General features: G+C 59.2%; 18 protein-coding genes and 1 other RNA gene. 10 read left to right on the forward strand and 9 right to left on the reverse strand.

Annotated features, from left to right (window positions below; all coding sequences use genetic code 11):
* Positions 1–438: 438 nt before the first annotated feature.
* Complete coding sequence (locus tag MN186_RS01155; RefSeq protein WP_242110991.1) at positions 439–3,303, forward strand: Rne/Rng family ribonuclease; 2,865 nt, start codon at positions 439–441, stop codon at positions 3,301–3,303.
* A 58-nt stretch (positions 3,304–3,361) separates the two neighbouring features.
* Here MN186_RS01155 and MN186_RS01160 read toward each other — a convergent pair whose 3' ends face one another.
* Positions 3,362–3,589: a sulfurtransferase TusA family protein gene (locus MN186_RS01160; protein WP_242111204.1), complete on the reverse strand. Its 228-nt coding sequence runs from the start codon at positions 3,587–3,589 to the stop codon at positions 3,362–3,364.
* Positions 3,590–3,704: 115 nt separating this feature from the next.
* On the opposite strand from MN186_RS01160, the gene MN186_RS01165 reads away from it, so the two are divergent.
* From MN186_RS01165 to MN186_RS01175, 3 genes are all read left to right on the forward strand, one after another.
* A complete protein-coding gene (locus MN186_RS01165; protein WP_242110992.1) occupies positions 3,705–4,457 on the forward strand; it encodes a cytochrome c biogenesis CcdA family protein in 753 nt (250 codons plus the stop codon).
* A 78-nt stretch (positions 4,458–4,535) separates the two neighbouring features.
* On the forward strand, positions 4,536–5,795 hold the full coding sequence (locus MN186_RS01170; RefSeq protein ID WP_242110993.1) for a hypothetical protein: 1,260 nt from the start codon (positions 4,536–4,538) through the stop codon (positions 5,793–5,795).
* Positions 5,792–7,165, forward strand: a complete 1,374-nt coding sequence (locus tag MN186_RS01175) for a cytochrome P450 (RefSeq protein WP_242110994.1) — start codon at positions 5,792–5,794, stop codon at positions 7,163–7,165. Before MN186_RS01170 ends, MN186_RS01175 begins: the two co-directional genes overlap by 4 nt.
* A gap of 3 nt (positions 7,166–7,168) precedes the next feature.
* Here MN186_RS01175 and MN186_RS01180 read toward each other — a convergent pair whose 3' ends face one another.
* The 8 genes from MN186_RS01180 to ssrA form a co-directional block, all read right to left on the reverse strand.
* Positions 7,169–7,396: a ribbon-helix-helix domain-containing protein gene (locus tag MN186_RS01180; RefSeq protein ID WP_242110995.1), complete on the reverse strand. Its 228-nt coding sequence runs from the start codon at positions 7,394–7,396 to the stop codon at positions 7,169–7,171.
* Positions 7,393–7,590, reverse strand: a complete 198-nt coding sequence (locus MN186_RS01185) for a DUF4169 family protein (protein ID WP_242110996.1) — start codon at positions 7,588–7,590, stop codon at positions 7,393–7,395. The genes MN186_RS01180 and MN186_RS01185 overlap by 4 nt, the downstream gene beginning before the upstream one ends.
* Positions 7,590–8,984 carry a class II fumarate hydratase gene (gene fumC / locus MN186_RS01190; RefSeq protein WP_242110997.1) on the reverse strand — a complete coding sequence of 465 codons (1,395 nt, stop codon included), beginning with the start codon at positions 8,982–8,984 and terminating at the stop codon, positions 7,590–7,592. Before fumC ends, MN186_RS01185 begins: the two co-directional genes overlap by 1 nt.
* 90 nt (positions 8,985–9,074) lie before the next feature.
* Positions 9,075–9,608, reverse strand: coding sequence for an SspB family protein (locus tag MN186_RS01195; RefSeq protein WP_242110998.1), 534 nt, complete (start codon positions 9,606–9,608; stop codon positions 9,075–9,077).
* Positions 9,609–9,969: 361 nt separating this feature from the next.
* Positions 9,970–10,179: a chromate transporter gene (locus MN186_RS01200; protein WP_242110999.1), complete on the reverse strand. Its 210-nt coding sequence runs from the start codon at positions 10,177–10,179 to the stop codon at positions 9,970–9,972.
* Positions 10,180–10,341: 162 nt separating this feature from the next.
* Positions 10,342–10,479 (reverse strand): hypothetical protein, encoded by a 138-nt coding sequence (locus MN186_RS01205; RefSeq protein WP_242111000.1) that lies wholly within the window; start codon positions 10,477–10,479, stop codon positions 10,342–10,344.
* 71 nt (positions 10,480–10,550) lie between these two features.
* Positions 10,551–10,976, reverse strand: a complete 426-nt coding sequence (locus tag MN186_RS01210; protein WP_242111001.1) for a nuclear transport factor 2 family protein — start codon at positions 10,974–10,976, stop codon at positions 10,551–10,553.
* A 112-nt stretch (positions 10,977–11,088) separates the two neighbouring features.
* Positions 11,089–11,440: a transfer-messenger RNA gene (gene ssrA / locus MN186_RS01215) on the reverse strand.
* A gap of 208 nt (positions 11,441–11,648) precedes the next feature.
* On the opposite strand from ssrA, the gene acuI reads away from it, so the two are divergent.
* From acuI to MN186_RS01245, 6 genes are all read left to right on the forward strand, one after another.
* On the forward strand, positions 11,649–12,641 hold the full coding sequence (acuI, locus tag MN186_RS01220; RefSeq protein WP_242111002.1) for an acryloyl-CoA reductase: 993 nt from the start codon (positions 11,649–11,651) through the stop codon (positions 12,639–12,641).
* Positions 12,642–12,802: 161 nt separating this feature from the next.
* On the forward strand, positions 12,803–13,252 hold the full coding sequence (locus MN186_RS01225) for a DsrE family protein (RefSeq protein ID WP_242111004.1): 450 nt from the start codon (positions 12,803–12,805) through the stop codon (positions 13,250–13,252).
* Between the two features lie 190 nt (positions 13,253–13,442).
* Positions 13,443–14,669 (forward strand): aminotransferase class V-fold PLP-dependent enzyme, encoded by a 1,227-nt coding sequence (locus MN186_RS01230; protein ID WP_242111005.1) that lies wholly within the window; start codon positions 13,443–13,445, stop codon positions 14,667–14,669.
* A 296-nt stretch (positions 14,670–14,965) separates the two neighbouring features.
* On the forward strand, positions 14,966–16,171 hold the full coding sequence (locus MN186_RS01235) for an SAM-dependent methyltransferase (RefSeq protein ID WP_242111006.1): 1,206 nt from the start codon (positions 14,966–14,968) through the stop codon (positions 16,169–16,171).
* Positions 16,172–16,280: 109 nt separating this feature from the next.
* Positions 16,281–16,721 carry a TrgA family protein gene (locus MN186_RS01240; RefSeq protein WP_242111007.1) on the forward strand — a complete coding sequence of 147 codons (441 nt, stop codon included), beginning with the start codon at positions 16,281–16,283 and terminating at the stop codon, positions 16,719–16,721.
* Positions 16,722–16,734: 13 nt separating this feature from the next.
* A complete protein-coding gene (locus MN186_RS01245; RefSeq protein WP_242111205.1) occupies positions 16,735–17,856 on the forward strand; it encodes an NUDIX domain-containing protein in 1,122 nt (373 codons plus the stop codon).
* Positions 17,857–17,923: the final 67 nt, after the last annotated feature.

Here is a 17,923-nt window from a genome sequence, read left to right on the forward strand (position 1 = left end):
ACTCATGTGTGATCACCCGCAAGAGTTTCGCTGTTACGTCGACCGAATGTAGGCCAAGGCCGCAGACCGGGACAAAACAGTCCGATAATGCCACGGAACGCGCCCCTATGGGCTGGCTGCCGCGGTGAGAAATTGAAGATCGACGACGGTCGAGCCGGAAGGGCCGCCGCCTTTGGTTGGAAAATACGCCCGATGTCTGACAACAGGCCGGGCACTTGAATGGGTCGCGCCGGGGCGTTCTGATAAGTCAGCCACCCCTTGCCGCGACCGGAGAAGAAACGCGATGATGCGCGAGAGGATCGAGCAAACACAGACGGCAGGGCGCAAGCCTCTTGCCGTGTTGCTGCGTCCCACGCATCGCTTCGCCCTGACAAGCCACCCCGAAAACCGCGCGCTTCCACCAGGAAGGGCGCGCCGATCGCGGTGCAGAAAGAATATATGCCCAAGAAGATGCTTATTGATGCCACCCACGCGGAAGAAACCCGCGTTGTGGTGGTGGACGGAAACAAGGTCGAGGAATTTGACTTTGAATCGGAAAACAAACGCCAGCTAGCTGGCAACATTTATCTGGCCAAGGTGACGCGGGTCGAACCCTCGTTGCAGGCGGCCTTTGTCGATTACGGCGGCAATCGCCACGGTTTTCTGGCTTTCTCGGAAATTCATCCGGATTATTACCAAATCCCCGTCGCTGACCGCGAGGCGCTTCTGGAAGAAGAACGCGCCTATGCCGAAGCTATGGCTGCCGAAGAGGAAAAGCCCAAATCGCGCCGCCGCCGATCCCGCCCGCGCAGCCAGTCCAAAGCCGAAGAGGCTATTTCAGACGACGCCGTTACCACGAAGGAGATCGAGTCGTCCAGTTCAAGCATGGATGTGATCGACCTTGAAGACGGCGATGAAAACGGCAATGGCGACCCGCTTGAGGGGCAGTCGCCCATGGAGTTGGTCGAAGAGACCCCTGTCGAAGAACCGATTGACGAACCCAATGGCGACGACCAGCCGTCGAAGGCCAAGGATGACAGCTCTGACGACGACAGTTCGGACGATGAGGACAGCGACGATGACGATGACGCCCCGCTGGATGCAACCGAAAAGGACGACCAGATCGAAAGCGTCGCGGACGACGATTCAACCGATGACATCCGCCCACGCCGCAAGCCGCGCCCCAAGCGTTACAAGATTCAGGAAGTAATCAAAGTGCGCCAGATCCTTCTGGTGCAGGTGGTGAAAGAAGAACGTGGCAACAAAGGCGCCGCACTGACCACCTACTTGTCGCTGGCGGGTCGCTATTGCGTCCTTATGCCCAACACTGCACGCGGGGGCGGCATCAGCCGCAAGATCACCAACGCACCCGATCGCAAAAAACTGAAGGAAATTGCCGCCGAGATCGACGTGCCGACAGGCGCTGGCCTGATTGTACGCACGGCAGGCGCCAAGCGCACCAAGTCCGAAATCAGGCGCGACTATGAATATCTGCAACGTCTATGGGAACAAATCCGCGAACTCACGCTGAATTCAACTGCGCCGGCCAAGATTTACGAGGAAGGCAACCTGATCAAACGCTCGATCCGCGACTTGTATTCGCGTGAAATTGACGAAGTGTTTGTGGAGGGCGAAGTCGGCTATCGCACCGCCAAGGACTTCATGAAAATGATCATGCCGTCCCATGCGAAAAACGTGAAGCTGTATCAGGACCAGATGCCGTTGTTTGCGCGCTATCAGGTCGAAAGCTATTTGTCGGGCATGTTCAGCCCAACGGTGCAGCTGAAATCCGGCGGTTATATCGTGATCGGCGTGACCGAGGCACTGGTAGCCATCGACGTGAACTCGGGCCGTGCCACCAAAGAAGGCTCGATCGAGGAAACGGCGCTGAAAACCAACCTTGAGGCCGCGGAAGAAGTGGCGCGCCAACTGCGTCTGCGCGACCTTGCGGGCCTGATCGTGATCGACTTTATCGACATGGACGAACGGCGCAACAATAACGCCGTTGAAAAGCGGATGAAGGACAAGCTGAAAACCGATCGCGCCCGCATCCAAGTGGGCCGGATTTCCGGTTTCGGCCTGATGGAAATGTCGCGCCAACGTCTGCGCCCCGGCATGATCGAGGCAACGACCCAGCCCTGCCACCACTGTCATGGTACGGGCCTGATCCGGTCTGACGACAACCTTGCGCTGTCCATCCTGCGTCAGCTTGAAGAAGAAGGCGTGCGCCGCCGTTCGCGCGAAGCTCTGGTCAAGGCGCCGGTCGGGATCGTCAATTTCCTTGTGAACAACAAACGCGAACATATCGCCCAGATCGAGGCGCGTTATGGCATGGCCGTCCGGGTCGAGGGTGATCCCTCTCTGGTCTCGCCCGATTTCACGATCGAGAAGTTCAAGACCGCCACCCGCACGGTGCCGGAATCTTCGGATGCGGTCGTATCGGTAGACGCATCCTTGATGCAAGAAATCGACGATGTGGAAGAGGCGGAGGTTGTCCCCCACGATAATGGCGAGGATGATGAGACGAAGCCCAAAAAACGCCGCCGCCCACGCCGTCGTCGCCGCAAGCCGTCGAACGGAGGGGATGAGAGTTCGGATAGCCAGAACGGTGACAGCCCGGAACAGAAGGACGCGTCGCCTGAGGTGAAGGAAACAGCACCAACCGACGACAAGACCGACACGCCTGCCGCAGACGCGGATGAAAAGCCCAAGCGCAAACGCGCACCCCGCAAGCGCGGTGCGGTTGCCGAAGCCGGGGCAGATGATGCAACGAACGCGGATAATGCCGCGGCTGCGGACGGGGCGGATGCCGACGCGACTGCGAAGGCCGATGCCGATGCAAAGGCCGAGGCTGACGAGAAACCCAAGCGCAAGCGCGCGCCTCGCAAGCGGGCTGCAGCTGTCGCAAACTCCGATGAGGCGGTCGTACAAGGCGCAGCGTCGGAGGCAGACGTGGACGAGGCCCCCAAGAAACCTGCACGCAAACCTCGCGCCAAGAAGGCGATCGTCGAAGACGCCAAGACGGACGAAACCGAAGCTGCGCCGACCGACGATGCTAAAACTGAGGTTGATGCCAAGCCTGCCAAGCCGACCCGCAAACGGGCCCCGGCAAAACGCAAAAAGGTTGACGAAACGGCAAACGCTCCCGAAGGCGGCGCAGATGTGACCCCGATGCCCGCGCCTGAAACCGCAGAGCCTGCGCCGGACACGACGCCTGCGCCTGCGCCGGAAAGTGCCAAGCCTGACGTGACACCAGAACCTCAGCCTGCATCGGACGAGCCGTCAAAGCCCAAACGCAAAGGGTGGTGGTCACTGGGTCGCTAAGAGTTTTCTGCCAAGATAAGAAAGACGAAGGCCGGGGCATGCCCGGCCTTTGTTGTGATCAGCCCTTGCGGATGAAGTAATGGGTGCTGTTGCCCGCCTTGTTCTGGGCCAGCAGGGTGTGGCCCTGTTCGGCACAGAAATGCGGCACGTCGATCACCGCAGCCGGATCAGTCGCCTGCAGGCGCAAAATCTGGCCTTTTTCAAGCGATTTCAAACGCTTGCGCGCTTTCAGAACAGGCAGCGGACACAGAAGCCCCATTGCATCCAGATCGTCGTCAAATTCCATATCTTCCCTTAGGCGCTTGGCGCTTTGCTGTCCATCCATCAGGGTGCACCAATATGTCGCGCAGTTGTGACAAACAGGCAGGTGACGGCGCAGATTTGGCGCGCTATGTGGGGGTATGTTTGGATTTGAACTCATAGATGCAAGCCTGCTGCCGGCATTGATCATCGCCTTCGTCGCGGGGATTCTGAGCTTTCTCAGCCCTTGCGTGCTGCCCATTGTGCCGCCCTATCTGGCCTACATGTCCGGCGTCAGCATGGGCGAGATGAGCGAGGGTAGAAGTGCCGCCCGCAAGGCCACTCTCGCGGCTTTGTTCTTCGTCATGGGCCTGTCCACCGTTTTTCTGTTCCTCGGCTTTGCGGCCTCGGCTTTCGGGGCATTTTTCCTGCAAAATCAACAACTTTTTTCCACGTTCGCGGGAATTGTCGTTATGGTGTTCGGCGCGCATTTTCTAGGCGTGATCACGATCCCCTTCTTGAACCGCGACGCACGGCTGGACGCAGGCGATCAGGGTGGCAGCGCGTTTGGAGCCTATGTTCTGGGGCTGGCTTTTGCCTTTGGCTGGACGCCCTGCATCGGTCCACAACTGGGCGCGATTCTTTCGCTGGCGGCGTCCGAAGGGTCCGTCACACGGGGCACCACGCTTCTGGCGATCTATGCTGCCGGGCTGGGCATCCCGTTCCTGCTGGTTGCCGCTTTCTTCCCGCGTATGACCGGGGTCATGAATTTCATGAAACGACACATGTTGCGGATTGAACGGATCATGGGCCTTCTTCTTTGGACGATTGGCCTGCTGATGCTGACCGGCGGCTTCTCTCGCTTCTCGTACTGGCTCTTGGAAACTTTCCCGGCACTTGCCGCGCTCGGTTGACCTGAGCATGGTCAGATAGGGGCTTAATTTCGCTGGATGATCGGGCTAGGGTGCAGGCGAAGCAGTCAGGCTGGGCCAATGGATCATTGCGACGCGCCGTCATCACATTCCCCCCAGAAGGTGCGCCGGCGCAGGGTATTCTATATTCCCGGTTATGACCCGATTCATCCCCGCAGATACCGCGAACTGTACCGCAAGGAGGGGGCCACTCAGGCCGCCATCTCGGGCTATCAGATTGATTTGATCGGGCGGCAGGGGCCGGGCACCTATGGCTGGCAGGTGACGGGCCGGATCGACGGCACCGAGACGGAAGCCGAATTCGACGTGCTGGTCTGGGCCGATATCGTGCGCGACAGCATGAAGCTGAACATTGCGCAGACCTATCTTCTGATGGCGCGCACGGCCTGGACGTATATTGCGTATGGTACGCTGTGGCGGCTGATGCGGCTGCGCAAAGGTCCGGTCATCGCGGCGCTGTATCCGGTAGGTATGTTGATCCTGCAACTGATCCTTGCGCTTCTGCTTGGGCATATTCTTGGCTATGTCGCTGCATTCCTGGCAGGGCAATTGGCCTTGCCGGGTGCTGCTGCGATTGCCTATGTGCTGGTGTTCGCTGCGACCTTCATCGTGCTGCTTGGATGGTTTCGCAAGATAGATCACCGACTTTACGTGTATTACCTCATGCATGACTACGCCTATTCGGCACGTTCTAAAGGGGCCAACCCGCCGGAATTGGAAGCGCGCATTGCGCTGTTTTCCGACCAGATTGCCGAGGCGCTCTGCTCGGACGTGGATGAGGTTCTGGTCGTGGGGCACAGTTCTGGCGCGCATCTTGCGGTGTCGATTCTGGCCGACCTGTTGCGGGCCGGGCGCGTGCCAAAGGATGGCCCGGCGCTGGCCTTTCTCAGTCTTGGCCAAGTGGTGCCGATGGTCAGTTTCCTGCCTGATGCGCACCGACTGCGGCGGGATCTGCAAGATATGAGCGTCCAGAGCCGGATTGCTTGGGTGGACGTGACCGCCCCCGGCGACGGCTGCGCCTTTGCGCTGTGTGACCCTGTCGCGGTGTCAGGTGTGGCACAGGACAGCGGCAAAAATTGGCCGCTGGTCGTTTCTGCTGCGTTTTCAAAGACTCTCAGCCCGGCGCGTTGGAAGGAACTGCGCTGGCGGTTTTTCCGGCTTCATTTTCAATACCTCTGCGCCTTTGACCAACCCGGCGACTACGATTATTTCCAGATCACCGCAGGTCCGTTGACCTTGGCTGATCGCTATCGCGACCGCCGCCCTTCGGCCAGCCGAATTGAAACGCCGGTGTCGAAATACACGAGCATGGCACCGTGACTGACCGCATCCCCCCCAAACCACCGTCGCGAAGCGGGCGGGTGTCGCTGTGGCGATATGCGAAGCTGTTTCGCCGCGATATTCTGTCGGCCCAGCCCGCGCGGCTCTATCGCGCGTGGATGGCCGAGTTTCGCACGCCGTTTTTCCGCAGCTATATGTGCAATGACCCGTCGCTGGTCGATCTGGTTCTGAAAGAACGTCCCGACGACTTCCCCAAATCCGACCGCATCCGCGAAGGGCTGGCGCCGCTTTTGGGAAACTCGGTCTTTGTCACCAATGACGAAGTCTGGAAACGCCAGCGCCGCATCATTGATCCCGCGTTTGAGGGGGGGCGCTTGAAAGAGGTGTTCCCGGCCATGTGGGACGCCGCTGTTTCTGCGGTGGACCGCCTGCGCCCCATGGCGGACGGCACCCCCGTCGAGGTTGAAAGCCATGCCAGCCACGCGGCTGCCGACGTGATTTTTCGCACACTTTTCTCGATTCCGATCGAACATGAGATTGCGGGGCAGGTGTTTACGAAGTTCCGCGACCATCAACGCGCCCAGCCTGTGGTCAACCTTGGGGCGCTGTTGCCCTTGCCGTGCTGGATGCCCCGTTTTCACAGCCGCAAGACGAAAGAAACGGCGCGCCAGATCCGCGGGCTGATCCAAGACCTGACCGCCGCCCGCATGGCCGAGATCGGGAAGGGCACGGCGCCCGACGATCTGGCCACCAAGATCATGACGACGACCGATCCCGAGACAGGCGACCGGTTTGACACTGATGAAATGGTTGATCAGGTGGCGATCTTCTTCCTTGCGGGCCATGAAACCAGCGCATCGGCTCTGGCATGGGCGCTGTATCTTCTGGCGCTGTATCCCGCCTGGCAGGACCGGGTCGCGGAGGAGGCGCAGGCACAGATTGACCCCGACAAGATCTATTTCTCGGTCATGTCGCGCCTGCGCCTGTCACGCGACGTGTTCCGAGAAGCGCTGCGCCTTTATCCCCCCGTGCCGATGATGGTGCGCGAGGCGCGCTGCCCGGAAAAGTTCAGGGGCCGCGATGTGCCCAAGGGCAGCCAGATCGTTCTGAGCCCGTGGCATCTTCACCGCCATGAACGCTTGTGGAATGACCCCGACGCCTTCGACCCGGCCCGGTTTCAGACCACAAACGGGAAAACCTGCCTTCGCAACGCCTATATCCCGTTTTCCAGCGGGCAGAGGGTCTGCCCCGGCGCCGGGTTCGCGATGATCGAGGGGCCGTTGATCCTGTCCATGCTGGTGCGGACCTATCGCTTCGCGGTTGTGGCGGACAAACCCGCCATGCCGGTGGCCCATCTGACGGTGCGGGGCCGGGAAGGGATCTGGCTGTCGTTGACGCCGCGTGAGTGAACCTCAGCCCTCGGACGGTCGTCTGTAGTGATCGAGCACATAAACCCGAATGGCCGAGGCCAGCCCCCGATCCACACCGCGTGCTGCATCAACTTCGGCCGCCAGTGCGTTCAGGGGCAGGCCACGCGTCTTAGCTATCTCACGAAAGGCTTGCCAGAACTCAGGTTCCAGCGATACGGATGTGCGATGCCCATGCAAGGTGAGCGAGTGTTTTTCGGGGCGCGAGGTCATTCTGTGTCGGGGTCGCGCCTGTGACCGTCAAGCAGCCGTTGCGCGCGGGCTTCATCCGCGCTTTCTGCTGCATTCTGCGCCTTGGTGCGCCCATATTTCAAGGCGTTTTCGTCAGCGCGGGCCTTGGTCGCGGCCCGTGCTTTTTCTTTTCGAAACCGGTTCAGGTTGACCGGCCCTGAACCAGACCCGGCCATCAGTCTTTCGGGCCGATCATCTGTTCGGGGCGCACAACCTCGTCAAAGGTTTTTGCGTCCACGAAACCCAAAGCGATGGCCTCTTCCTTCAGCGTCGTGCCGTTCTTGTGCGCGGTCTTGGCCACCTTGGTCGCGTTGTCATACCCGATGGTCGGGGCCAGCGCCGTGACCAGCATCAGACTTTCCTTCATCAGCTTGTCAATGCGCGGCTCGTTGGCCTGAATGCCGTTCAGCATCCGTTCGGTGAAGCTGTCGGCCGCATCACCCAGAAGTTGGATGGATTGCAGCAGGTTATAACTCATCATCGGGTTATAGACGTTCAGTTCGAAATGCCCCTGCGAACCGGCAAATGTCATCGCGGCATTGTTCCCCATCACATGTGCGGCAACCTGAGTCAGCGCTTCGGCCTGTGTCGGATTTACCTTGCCCGGCATAATCGAGCTGCCCGGTTCGTTTTCCGGCAGGATCAATTCACCCAGACCCGAACGGGGGCCGGAGCCAAGGAACCGAATGTCATTGGCGATCTTGTAGCAGCTGCCCGCCACCGTCGCCAAAGCGCCCGACATGAACACCATCGCGTCATGGGCGGCCAAGGCTTCGAACTTGTTGGGCGCGGTGACGAAGGGCAGGTCTGTGATGCGTGCCATGTTGGCGGCAACCTCTTCGCCCCAACCCTTGCGCGTGTTCAGGCCGGTGCCGACGGCCGTGCCACCTTGCGCCAATTCGTAGATACCGGGAAGAGCCAGCTTTACCCGCTCGATCCCTTGACGGACCATCTGAGCATAGCCCGAAAACTCCTGTCCCAAGGTCAGAGGCGTGGCATCCTGCGTATGGGTGCGGCCAATTTTGATGATGTCCTTGAATTCGTCCTGCTTGGCCTCAAGACCCGCCAGTAGCTTTTCAAGGCCGGGCAGAAGTACGTCGCGCACGCTCATCGCGGTGGCGATATGCATGGCTGTGGGGAACGTATCGTTCGAAGATTGTCCCATGTTGCAATGATCATTCGGGTGCACAGGGTCTTTCGATCCAATTTCGCCGCCCATGATTTCAATCGCGCGGTTGGCAATGACCTCGTTGGCGTTCATGTTCGATTGGGTGCCGGACCCTGTTTGCCAGACGACCAGCGGAAAGTTGTCGTCAAACTTGCCCGCGACCACCTCTGATGCGGCCTGAATGACGGCGTCCGCGATGTTTTCGTTCAGTACACCCGCGGCTTTGTTCGCCTCGGCGCAGGCTTGTTTGATGACGCCCAAGGCGCGCACGATGGCGACGGGCTGTTTTTCCCAGCCAATGGGGAAGTTCATCAAAGAGCGCTGCGTCTGCGCGCCCCAGTATTTGTCAGCGGGAACCTCTAGCGGGCCAAAGCTGTCGGATTCTGTGCGGGTCTGGGTCATGTCTTGGCGCCTTTATTTTCAAAACCGACGCCGTTGTACACCACTGCACACCAAATTCAATGGCGATGACGGTTCAGTGGTCAGGATCGGTTATTTGCGGAAGCTGTCCAAGCTGACGATTTCTGCGTCTTTGTGTGAGTCTTCGTCAGCTTTATCATCGTCCGAGCCTTTGTCGGATTTGGGCTTTTTATGTTCAGGGTCTTCGACAGGCCCTGCTTCTTCCGGCACATCGGCATCGTCACCGGCAAGGTGCAAATCAGGATGGTGCGCATCCTCCATCTCGAACCGCAGGCCGAATTCCACTGACGGGTCCACAAACGTGTTGATCGCATCGTAAGGAACATACAGTGTTTCCGGCGCGTCCCCGAAATTCAGCGTCACACCAAACCCGTTCTCGTCAACCGAGAGGTTTTCAAACCAGTGCTGCAAGACGATGGTCATATCGTCAGGAAAGCGGTCTCGCATCCAGTCGGCCAGTTCAACGCCGCTATGATGCGTGTCGAAATTGATAAAGAAGTGATGTTCACCCGGCAGGCCATTGGTTGCGACACCCTCCAGCACCCTCCGGATAAGGTCGCGCATCGCATCATGCATCAGGTTTCCATAGTCGATGGTGTCGGACATGAACAATCTCACTTTGTGGCTGCGTCCAGAATACGGGATTCGTCAGTGAAGAAAAGGCGCAAGATAATCACAGGCCAAGCATTGTCAGGACCACCGCTAACAACGCCATGACCGTCAGTGTGATCAACAGCGACAGGCGGAGCGTCCCGAGCAGAACCACAGTAACAGCGCACAGCCCTATGGCGTGAACATCCAAGCTGTTTGGCACGGGCAGATTGGGGAAAAGGCGATGCGACCGTGAAGATCCACAGAAAGCACGGCATGAAGGTGATCCACAGCGTTATCGCGGCGGTGGCCAATGCAAGTCCGGGACCAGACAGTGTGTGGCCGGTCATATAGCCCACGCACTGAGTCACCAAAATCAGCGGACCGGGTGTTGTTTCCGCAAGTCCAGCCCATCCATCATCTGATCCGGCGTTAGCCAATTCTGCGTGGTCACGACCACTTGCGTCATATAGGCCAGCACACCATAGGCGCCGCCGAAGCTAACCACCGCAAGTTTCGAGCAGAACGCCCCGATTTCTGCCAGAATATCCGCCTCTAACGCGACTGCCAATGCGATGGGGGTCACCCATAGAATAAGCCAGACTGTGGATCGTGCCAAAGTTCGGCGTAAACTGGCAGAGCGCAGGATGCTTTGGTGTGCGGTGTTATGCGTCGTTTCTTGACCGGCGCTGGTCTGCCGGATCAGACCATAGGTGGCTACCTGATGACCACCACGGGGAAAGGTGCTTCAAACGCATAAAGCGCCAGGAAAGATGCCAGCGCGATGAACCAGTGATCGCGCGATGCAATGTCTTGCCGCCCCGCCGAAGGACATCAGGCCAATTCGGGTAAACACGCGGATCAGATCGGGAAGGTCGGGCGTCATGGTCCGGATAGGGCCTTGATCCGCTTGGTTTGGCAAGTGAAACCTGCGACGCCCGCCAAGCCTGCAAAGCCTTAGGCAGCGATGCCTTCACCGGACAGGCACAGCGCCAGACTGTCGGAAGGCAGGTATCCAAGCTGTTCGAAGAAGGTCAGGAAGTCGATCTGGTTATAAGCTTCAACGGCATTTCCATCCTTCGTGCGCACCATGATTTGGCCGGTGGTCTGCACAGGTGTTTGATCGGCCAACGTGACCGCAAAGACCGTGAATGTCGCCCAAACCCAATCGCCCATCTCGACCGCGCGATCGAAGCGGATATCGTTGATTTCCACTTGCGCCAGCAAGGCTTCGGCAAGTGCGCGGAAATCTTCGGGGCCGATGCCGAAATCCATCACCCCCTGCGCTTCAAAGTCAGGGGTGAAAAAACGATCAATGGCATCAAGGTCCTGTTGGACCCAGACCTGATCGTACCAGTTTTTCAGATGCTCAAGAGGGGTCACTTGATGATCCTTCCAGTGTCGGGTTCGCATTACATCTGTGACGCTAGACCGAAACCTTTAAGGATGTATGACCAACCTAATGGAATTTCATAAAACACAATCAGAGCGGGAAAGTGCAGGCTTCTGTTGCCAGGTGCCTGCGAACCCCGCCTTACGCTGCTAGGCGCAAGGGCTTAAATCGGCAACTCGAACTGCTTACGCAGCCAGAGCCATAGCCGGAGCTTTGTTGTCATTTGCAACTAGCTTAAGTGAACCGATAACGGTGGTATCTCACCGAGACAAAGCTAACCCCTTTAGACGTCCGTCGATCCTGTTTCGTCCCCATGATCCCCAAATGAAGGATGTTTGGTGGAGACGCCGGGTACCGCCCCCGGGTCCGATCCGCTTATTACGAGCGCGTTTATGTCCATAGTCCCTTGCAGGACACCTTACATGTAGGGGCTTGGGCGACGGTTGAAAAGGGGTATCCGCATGCGTTTTCGGCTTCGCCGCGCGGCGCGGGCCCAATTTCCGCTTTCAGGGCGGTTCTGCCTTACCGCGATTGCGGGTGAAATTCGCGGTGCGAGGTGGCAAGGTAGCCGTCGTATGTGGTCTTGGTCAAAGATTCGCGCGGCGCGGCAACAGGATACGATGCGCACGGCAATCTGGCCGCCTGAAAACAGGAGACAGAAGATGTTCAAAGCATTGGTGATGGAGCAGGACGCCGACGGGCGGGCCGTTGCAACGATCAAAGAACTGGACGAGGCTGCGCTGCCCGAAGGGGATGTGACGGTTGCGGTTGAGTATTCGACCGTAAATTACAAAGACGGTTTGTGCCTGTCGCCCAAGGGCGGGGGCCTGGTTCGCGCTTATCCACATGTGCCGGGGATTGACTTTGCGGGCACGGTCGAGGCCTCGGACGATGATCGTTATACCCCCGGCGACAAGGTCGTTCTGACCGGTTGGCGCGTGGGCGAGGTGCATTGGGGCGGATACGCGCAGAAGGCGCGGGTGAAGGCTGACTGGCTTGTGCCGCTGCCCGATGGGTTAGAGGCGCGGCAGGCGATGGCGGTCGGCACCGCGGGTTTCACCGCGATGTTGGCGGTGATGGCGCTGGAAGATCACGGGCTACGTCCCGAACAGGGACCGGTGCTGGTTACGGGCGCGGCTGGCGGGGTGGGTTCGGTTGCCACGGCAATTCTGGCCAATCTTGGATATTATGTGGCTGCCGTCACTGGACGCCCCGATCAAGCAGATTACCTGAAGGGTCTGGGGGCTGCACAGATCGTTCCCCGAGAAGAGCTGAATGAGACAACCAAGCGCCCGCTTGAGGCCGAAACCTGGGCGGGGTGCGTCGACGCGGTGGGGGGCGATATGCTGGCCCGTGTGCTGGGGCAGATGCAGTATGGCGCCAGCGTTGCCGCCGTGGGGCTTGCGGGCGGGGCGGCCTTGCCCGCGACGGTTATTCCCTTCCTTCTGCGTGGGGTAAACCTGCTGGGGATTGATTCAGTGATGCAGCCCTATGACAACCGCTTGCGGGCGTGGGGGCGGATTGCCTCGGACCTGCCTATGGACAAGCTGGAAGCGATGATCCGCACCGCCACGTTGGACGATCTGTCGGTGGTGGGCGCCGATATCCTGAACGGTCAGGTCAAAGGGCGTGTGGTGGTTGATGTGAACGGCTGATCCCTGCGCTTGGGGCGGTTCGTCGCGGTGCAAAATGACGCATTACTTGTTCTGAATGTATCGCGTAGCTCTTTCATCGAGGGCCTGTTGCCCCGCCCGCCTGTGCCGGTTCGACCGGTGCGATCCATTGCGGGCTTACCCATTATGCAAGGACAGATCACATGACCAAATTTTCGATCAAGACGACCCTGACCGCCGCCGCCATTGGTCTGGCCGGGCTGGCTGGCACGGCTCAGGCCGATGACGCCGACAACCTCGTCACCATTCTGACCGCACCCGAAGCCCAGACCCAGATGATGGCGATGGTGCTGACGATGAAATCCGCAGAACAAGGTGCCGCACCCCATGTGATGTTGTGTGGCCCGGCGGCCGATCTTGCACTGAAAGAAGCACCCGAAGGCGCGACTGCCCCGCAAAAGCCGCTGGGTGTTGGCCCTCAGCAGCTGATGCAGAAAATCATGGGGATGCCCGGCGCCAAGGTCGAGGTCTGCGCGATCTATCTGCCCAACAAGGGGGCCGAGAAAGACGTGCTGCTGGACGGTATCACCGTTGCCGCCCCCGATGCCATGGCTGCCGCGATGCTGGACGCCGACGCGCTGATGAGCCTGTAAAGGTTATGCCATACCGTGCTGGGGCAGGGCGATGCTTTGCCCCAGTACCCTTCGCTTGGACCCTGATGCTGCGCTTGACCTGCCCGTACGGGGCCGATAGCCAAGAAATGTCCGGGGCCATAGCGCAGTCATTCGCGCAACCTGATCTCTCAGGCAACCCCCATCAACAAACGATGCGAAGGAGTTACCAATGAGCGAACTGGACATCAACTGGGTGCGGGCGCAATTCCCGGCGTTTGCCGAACCAAGCCTGCAAGGGCAGGCCTTTTTTGAGAACGCGGGCGGGTCTTACACTTGCGCGCCGGTGATTGACCGGCTGACGCGGTTCTATCACCAGCGAAAGGTCCAGCCCTATGGCCCCTACGAGGCGTCGACGCTGGCCGGCCTTGAGATGGACGAGGCACGCCGCCGTCTGGCCGCTATGATGGGGGTCGAGACGGACGAGGTGAGCTTCGGTCCCTCGACCACGCAAAATACTTATGTTTTGGCGCAAGCATTCCGCGGCTATCTGTTGCGGGGCGACGCGATTGTTGTCACCGATCAGGATCACGAGGCGAATTCCGGCTCGTGGCGGCGGCTGGCGGACGAGGGGCTTGAGATCCGTGAATGGAAGATCGACCCCGACACGGGCCATCTGGACCCAGCGGCGCTGGACGATCTGCTGGCGGACGGCAAGGTGCGGCTGGTGTGTTTTCCCCATTGTTCGAACGTGGTGGGCGAGATCAACGACGCCGTCGCTATCTGTGCCAAGGCCCGCGCGGCAGGGGCCTTTACCTGTGTCGATGGCGTTAGCTATGCGCCACACGGGTTTGTGAACGTGGACGCGCTGGGCGCCGATATATATCTATTCTCGGCTTACAAGACCTACGGCCCGCACCAAGGGATCATGGTTATTCGCAGGGGCTTGGGCGACGCGTTGCCCAATCAGGGACACTATTTCAACGCTGATGCGCTTTACAAGCGGTTCACGCCCGCAGGGCCGGATCACGCGCAGATTGCCGCCTCGGCAGGGATGGCTGACTATTACGAGGCATTGGCTGCGCATCATGGCATCACCGGCGATGCAGTGACGGTGACGGCCGGCGTGCACGACCTGATGCGCACGCACGAGGTGCAGCTTTTGCAGCCCTTGCTGGATTTTTTGTCATCAAAGGCCAATGCGCACCTGCTGGGACCTGCGCAAGCGGAAAACCGCGCGCCGACTGTGGCGGTTGCTGCGGCGCAGGCGGGCCCCGATTTGGCAGCGGAACTTGCCCGATTTGGCATCATGGCGGGTGGTGGCGATTTCTATGCTACCCGCGCGTTGGAGGCGCAAGACGTAGATCCAGAACTAGGTGTGCTTCGCGTTAGCTTTACCCATTATACAACCAAATCCGAGGTGGATAAGTTGATCAGCGCGCTGGATAAAGTTATTTAAATCAATGCCCTACGGTCTAATCGTAAAGTAATGAATCTGTCAAACCGGCCTTGACCTGCGGGGCATTTGCGCGCGGGCATCCACCCACGCCCGACACACCGGCGATTTATGTACCCGCGTATGGGTGCGTACGCCGCGATCGCTCGATCGACAGGTGCCCACGCGCCCCGCGCAGTATCACCCGCGCCTTTGCGGTCGCAGCGAGCTCTGCTGCGCCTGCATAGTGACTATCTTGTCAGGCCGGCTATGCTCGGCTTAGCCTTGGATCAGTGGGTCAAGACGCTTTGGGGGGTGATATGATCCTGATCAGCACGGATGGGCAGCCCGATCTGCCGCGCTATTTTGCCACTGTTTTTGACACAGCCTGCCGGATGAACCGGGGGCGGTTGGATTTCGTGATGCCTGATGGACGAAAATTCCGTGCCGAGGGCGCAGCGCCGGGCTATGTCGCGGAATTGCGCATACACGATAACGACGTGTTTGCCCGCCTGATCCGGGAAGGTGATCTGGGCTTTTGTGACGCCTATATCGACGGTGGCTGGTCGTCGCCTGATCTGCAAGCCTTTTTGGACCTGCTGCAAGACGACAATGACGTTCTGTATGACGGGTTTCCCGGCCAGATTTTCCTGCGCGCTTATGAACGGCTGCGCCACCTGATGAATTCCAACACCAAAAGCCGCGCGAAGAAGAACATCAGCTATCATTATGATCTGGGCAATGATTTCTATGCGCTTTGGCTGGATGATACGATGACCTATTCTTCCGCCTTGTTTCGCAGTGGGCAGGACAGTCTTGAGGCGGCACAGGAGCAGAAATACACCTCTATGATCGAACAGATGGGCGTGGGGCCGGGCGATCATGTGCTTGAAATCGGGTGCGGTTGGGGTGGTTTTGCCGAACACGCAGCGCGCAAGGGTATCCGCGTCACCGGCCTGACGATCAGCCAGGAACAGCATGATTATGCCTTGGAACGCATCCGCAAGGCGGGGCTGTCCGACTTGGTGACGATCAAGATGCAAGACTACCGCGACGAAACAGGGCAATATGATGGCATCGCCTCGATCGAGATGTTCGAAGCCGTAGGCGAAAGATATTGGCCGATCTATTTCGGCGCCGTGCGCAAATGTCTTCGACCCGGCGCGCAGGCGGTATTGCAGATCATTACGATCACCGAAAGCCGCTTTGAAGTCTATCGAAAAGGCGTTGATTTCATTCAAAAATACATTTTCCCGGGTGGGATGCTCCCATCCAAAACGGTGCTGCGGGCCGAGGTGGAAAAAGCCGGTCTTGCGTTTCGCGACCAGATCGCGTTCGGCGACAGTTATTCGACGACACTGCGCCGCTGGCACGAGGTGTTCAACGCCCACTGGGGACAGGTTGCGGATCTGGGCTTCGATGACCGTTTTAGGCGGATGTGGAATTTCTATCTGACCTCATGCGCGGCGGCGTTTCAGTCGGGCAATTGCGACGTGGTGCAGGTTACGCTGGAAAATCCCGCGTGATCGGATGCGCTTGGCACGTGACACGTCTGTTTCATGCTGAATTCGCCATAAAATAGCCATAAGAGCCTGTGAAACATCGTCCAAACGGCCGAAACCGCTGGAGATCCCAATGCCCACAGCCGCGAAACTGGTTGCCGCCCTGATCCTGTCTGCGACGGGGTGGTTCTGTGCCGAGCTGATCAAGCCGCTGATGGAAGAAGGCCGCGATCTGTCAAAACTGTCGCCGATTTGTGCGCTGATTGGCTTGTTCGTTGGGTGGAAGTTTCTTGGCCCACGTGCGGACCGACGGTTGGGCAGTGTGGGGGCAAACGCCTTTACCACCGCTCTGGTGCAGGCGGGCCTGACATTTTTCATCTTTGCCTTTGCGATCATGATCAAACAAAGTCTGCGCAAGGCCTATGACGGGCCGATCGAGGCGTTGCAGGATATCTTTATGATCAGCGTAGACTTTTATCATAAATACGTGACCGGAGAGGTCATGGTTGCGGTTTTGCTTGGGGGGGGATTGGCATCGTGGTGCGCCTTTAACGCTGCGCGCAAATGGGGCTGATCCTGTGACCACCATGTTTTTCTATGGCACGCTGTGCCATTTGCCGCTGCTTGAGCTTGTGCTGGCAGGCGAACACTATTGCACGCGCCCCGCGATGCTGCCCGGGCACCGGGTTAGCTGGGTTAAAGACCAGCCATTCCCCACGATCGAACCCGACCCCAGTGCATCCGCAATTGGCTTGCTGGTGGAAGAACTAGGCGATACTGCGCGCGCCCGGCTGGATTTCTATGAAGGCGGGTTTGACTACGCGTTGAAAAAGGTTGCGGTTCATCCCGACGGCACGGCTGCACCCGTGACTGCACAGGTCTATTTCCCTGCGCCCGGTCTTTGGACCCCCGGCGGACCTTGGTCGCTGGATGATTGGATCGCACAGTGGGGCGAGATGACGTTGGAAGCGGCAGGCGAGGTCATGTCCTATTTCGGTAAGATCTCTGCCCAAGTGGTCGCCGAACGCTTCCCAATGATCCGCACCCGCGCAGCAAGCCGCGTGCGCGCCCGCGCAAGTACCACACCCACCACCGTGCGCGCCGATTTCGGGGCAGGAGACATCGACGTTCACGCCAGCGCCCGCCCGTACGCGCAGTTCTTTACGATGGAGGAACAAGACCTGTCATTTCGCCGCTACTCCGGCGAAATGAGCGAGGTTGTGAACCGCGCGGCCTTCGTTGGTGGCGACGCGGTGATCGTCTTGCCCTATGACCCAATCCGCGACCGGGTGATGTTGGTCGAACAATTCCGCATGGGGCCGCACATACGTGGCGATCCGCTTCCTTGGACGTTGGAACCCATCGCGGGCCGCATTGATGCAGGCGAGACACCGGAAAGCAGCGCGCGCCGCGAAGCGCACGAGGAGGCGGGGTTGGCGCTTGATCGTCTGATCGCCCTGCCGCACCACTATCCCAGCCCCGGTTCGAACACGGAATATTTCTATACCTACATTGCGCTGTGCGACTTGCCTGATACTGCCGCCGGGATCGGTGGCGCCGCAGATGAGGTCGAGGATATCCGCAGTCACGTTATCCCCTTTGCGCGTCTGATGGAGTTGGTAAACAGCGGCGAGGCCGCCTGCGGCCCATTGGTCCTGTGTGCGCTTTGGCTGGCGCTGAACCGTGACGGGTTTCGAGCAGGAAGCTGATACCTGGCCCCCTTGAACCCGCTTCTGCCAACCCCTACAGATTAGAGGGAAACGCGACACATGGGGC

Origin of the sequence: Aliiroseovarius sediminis (assembly GCF_022678485.1) — a bacterium.
GTDB classification, from domain to species: domain Bacteria; phylum Pseudomonadota; class Alphaproteobacteria; order Rhodobacterales; family Rhodobacteraceae; genus Aliiroseovarius; species Aliiroseovarius sediminis.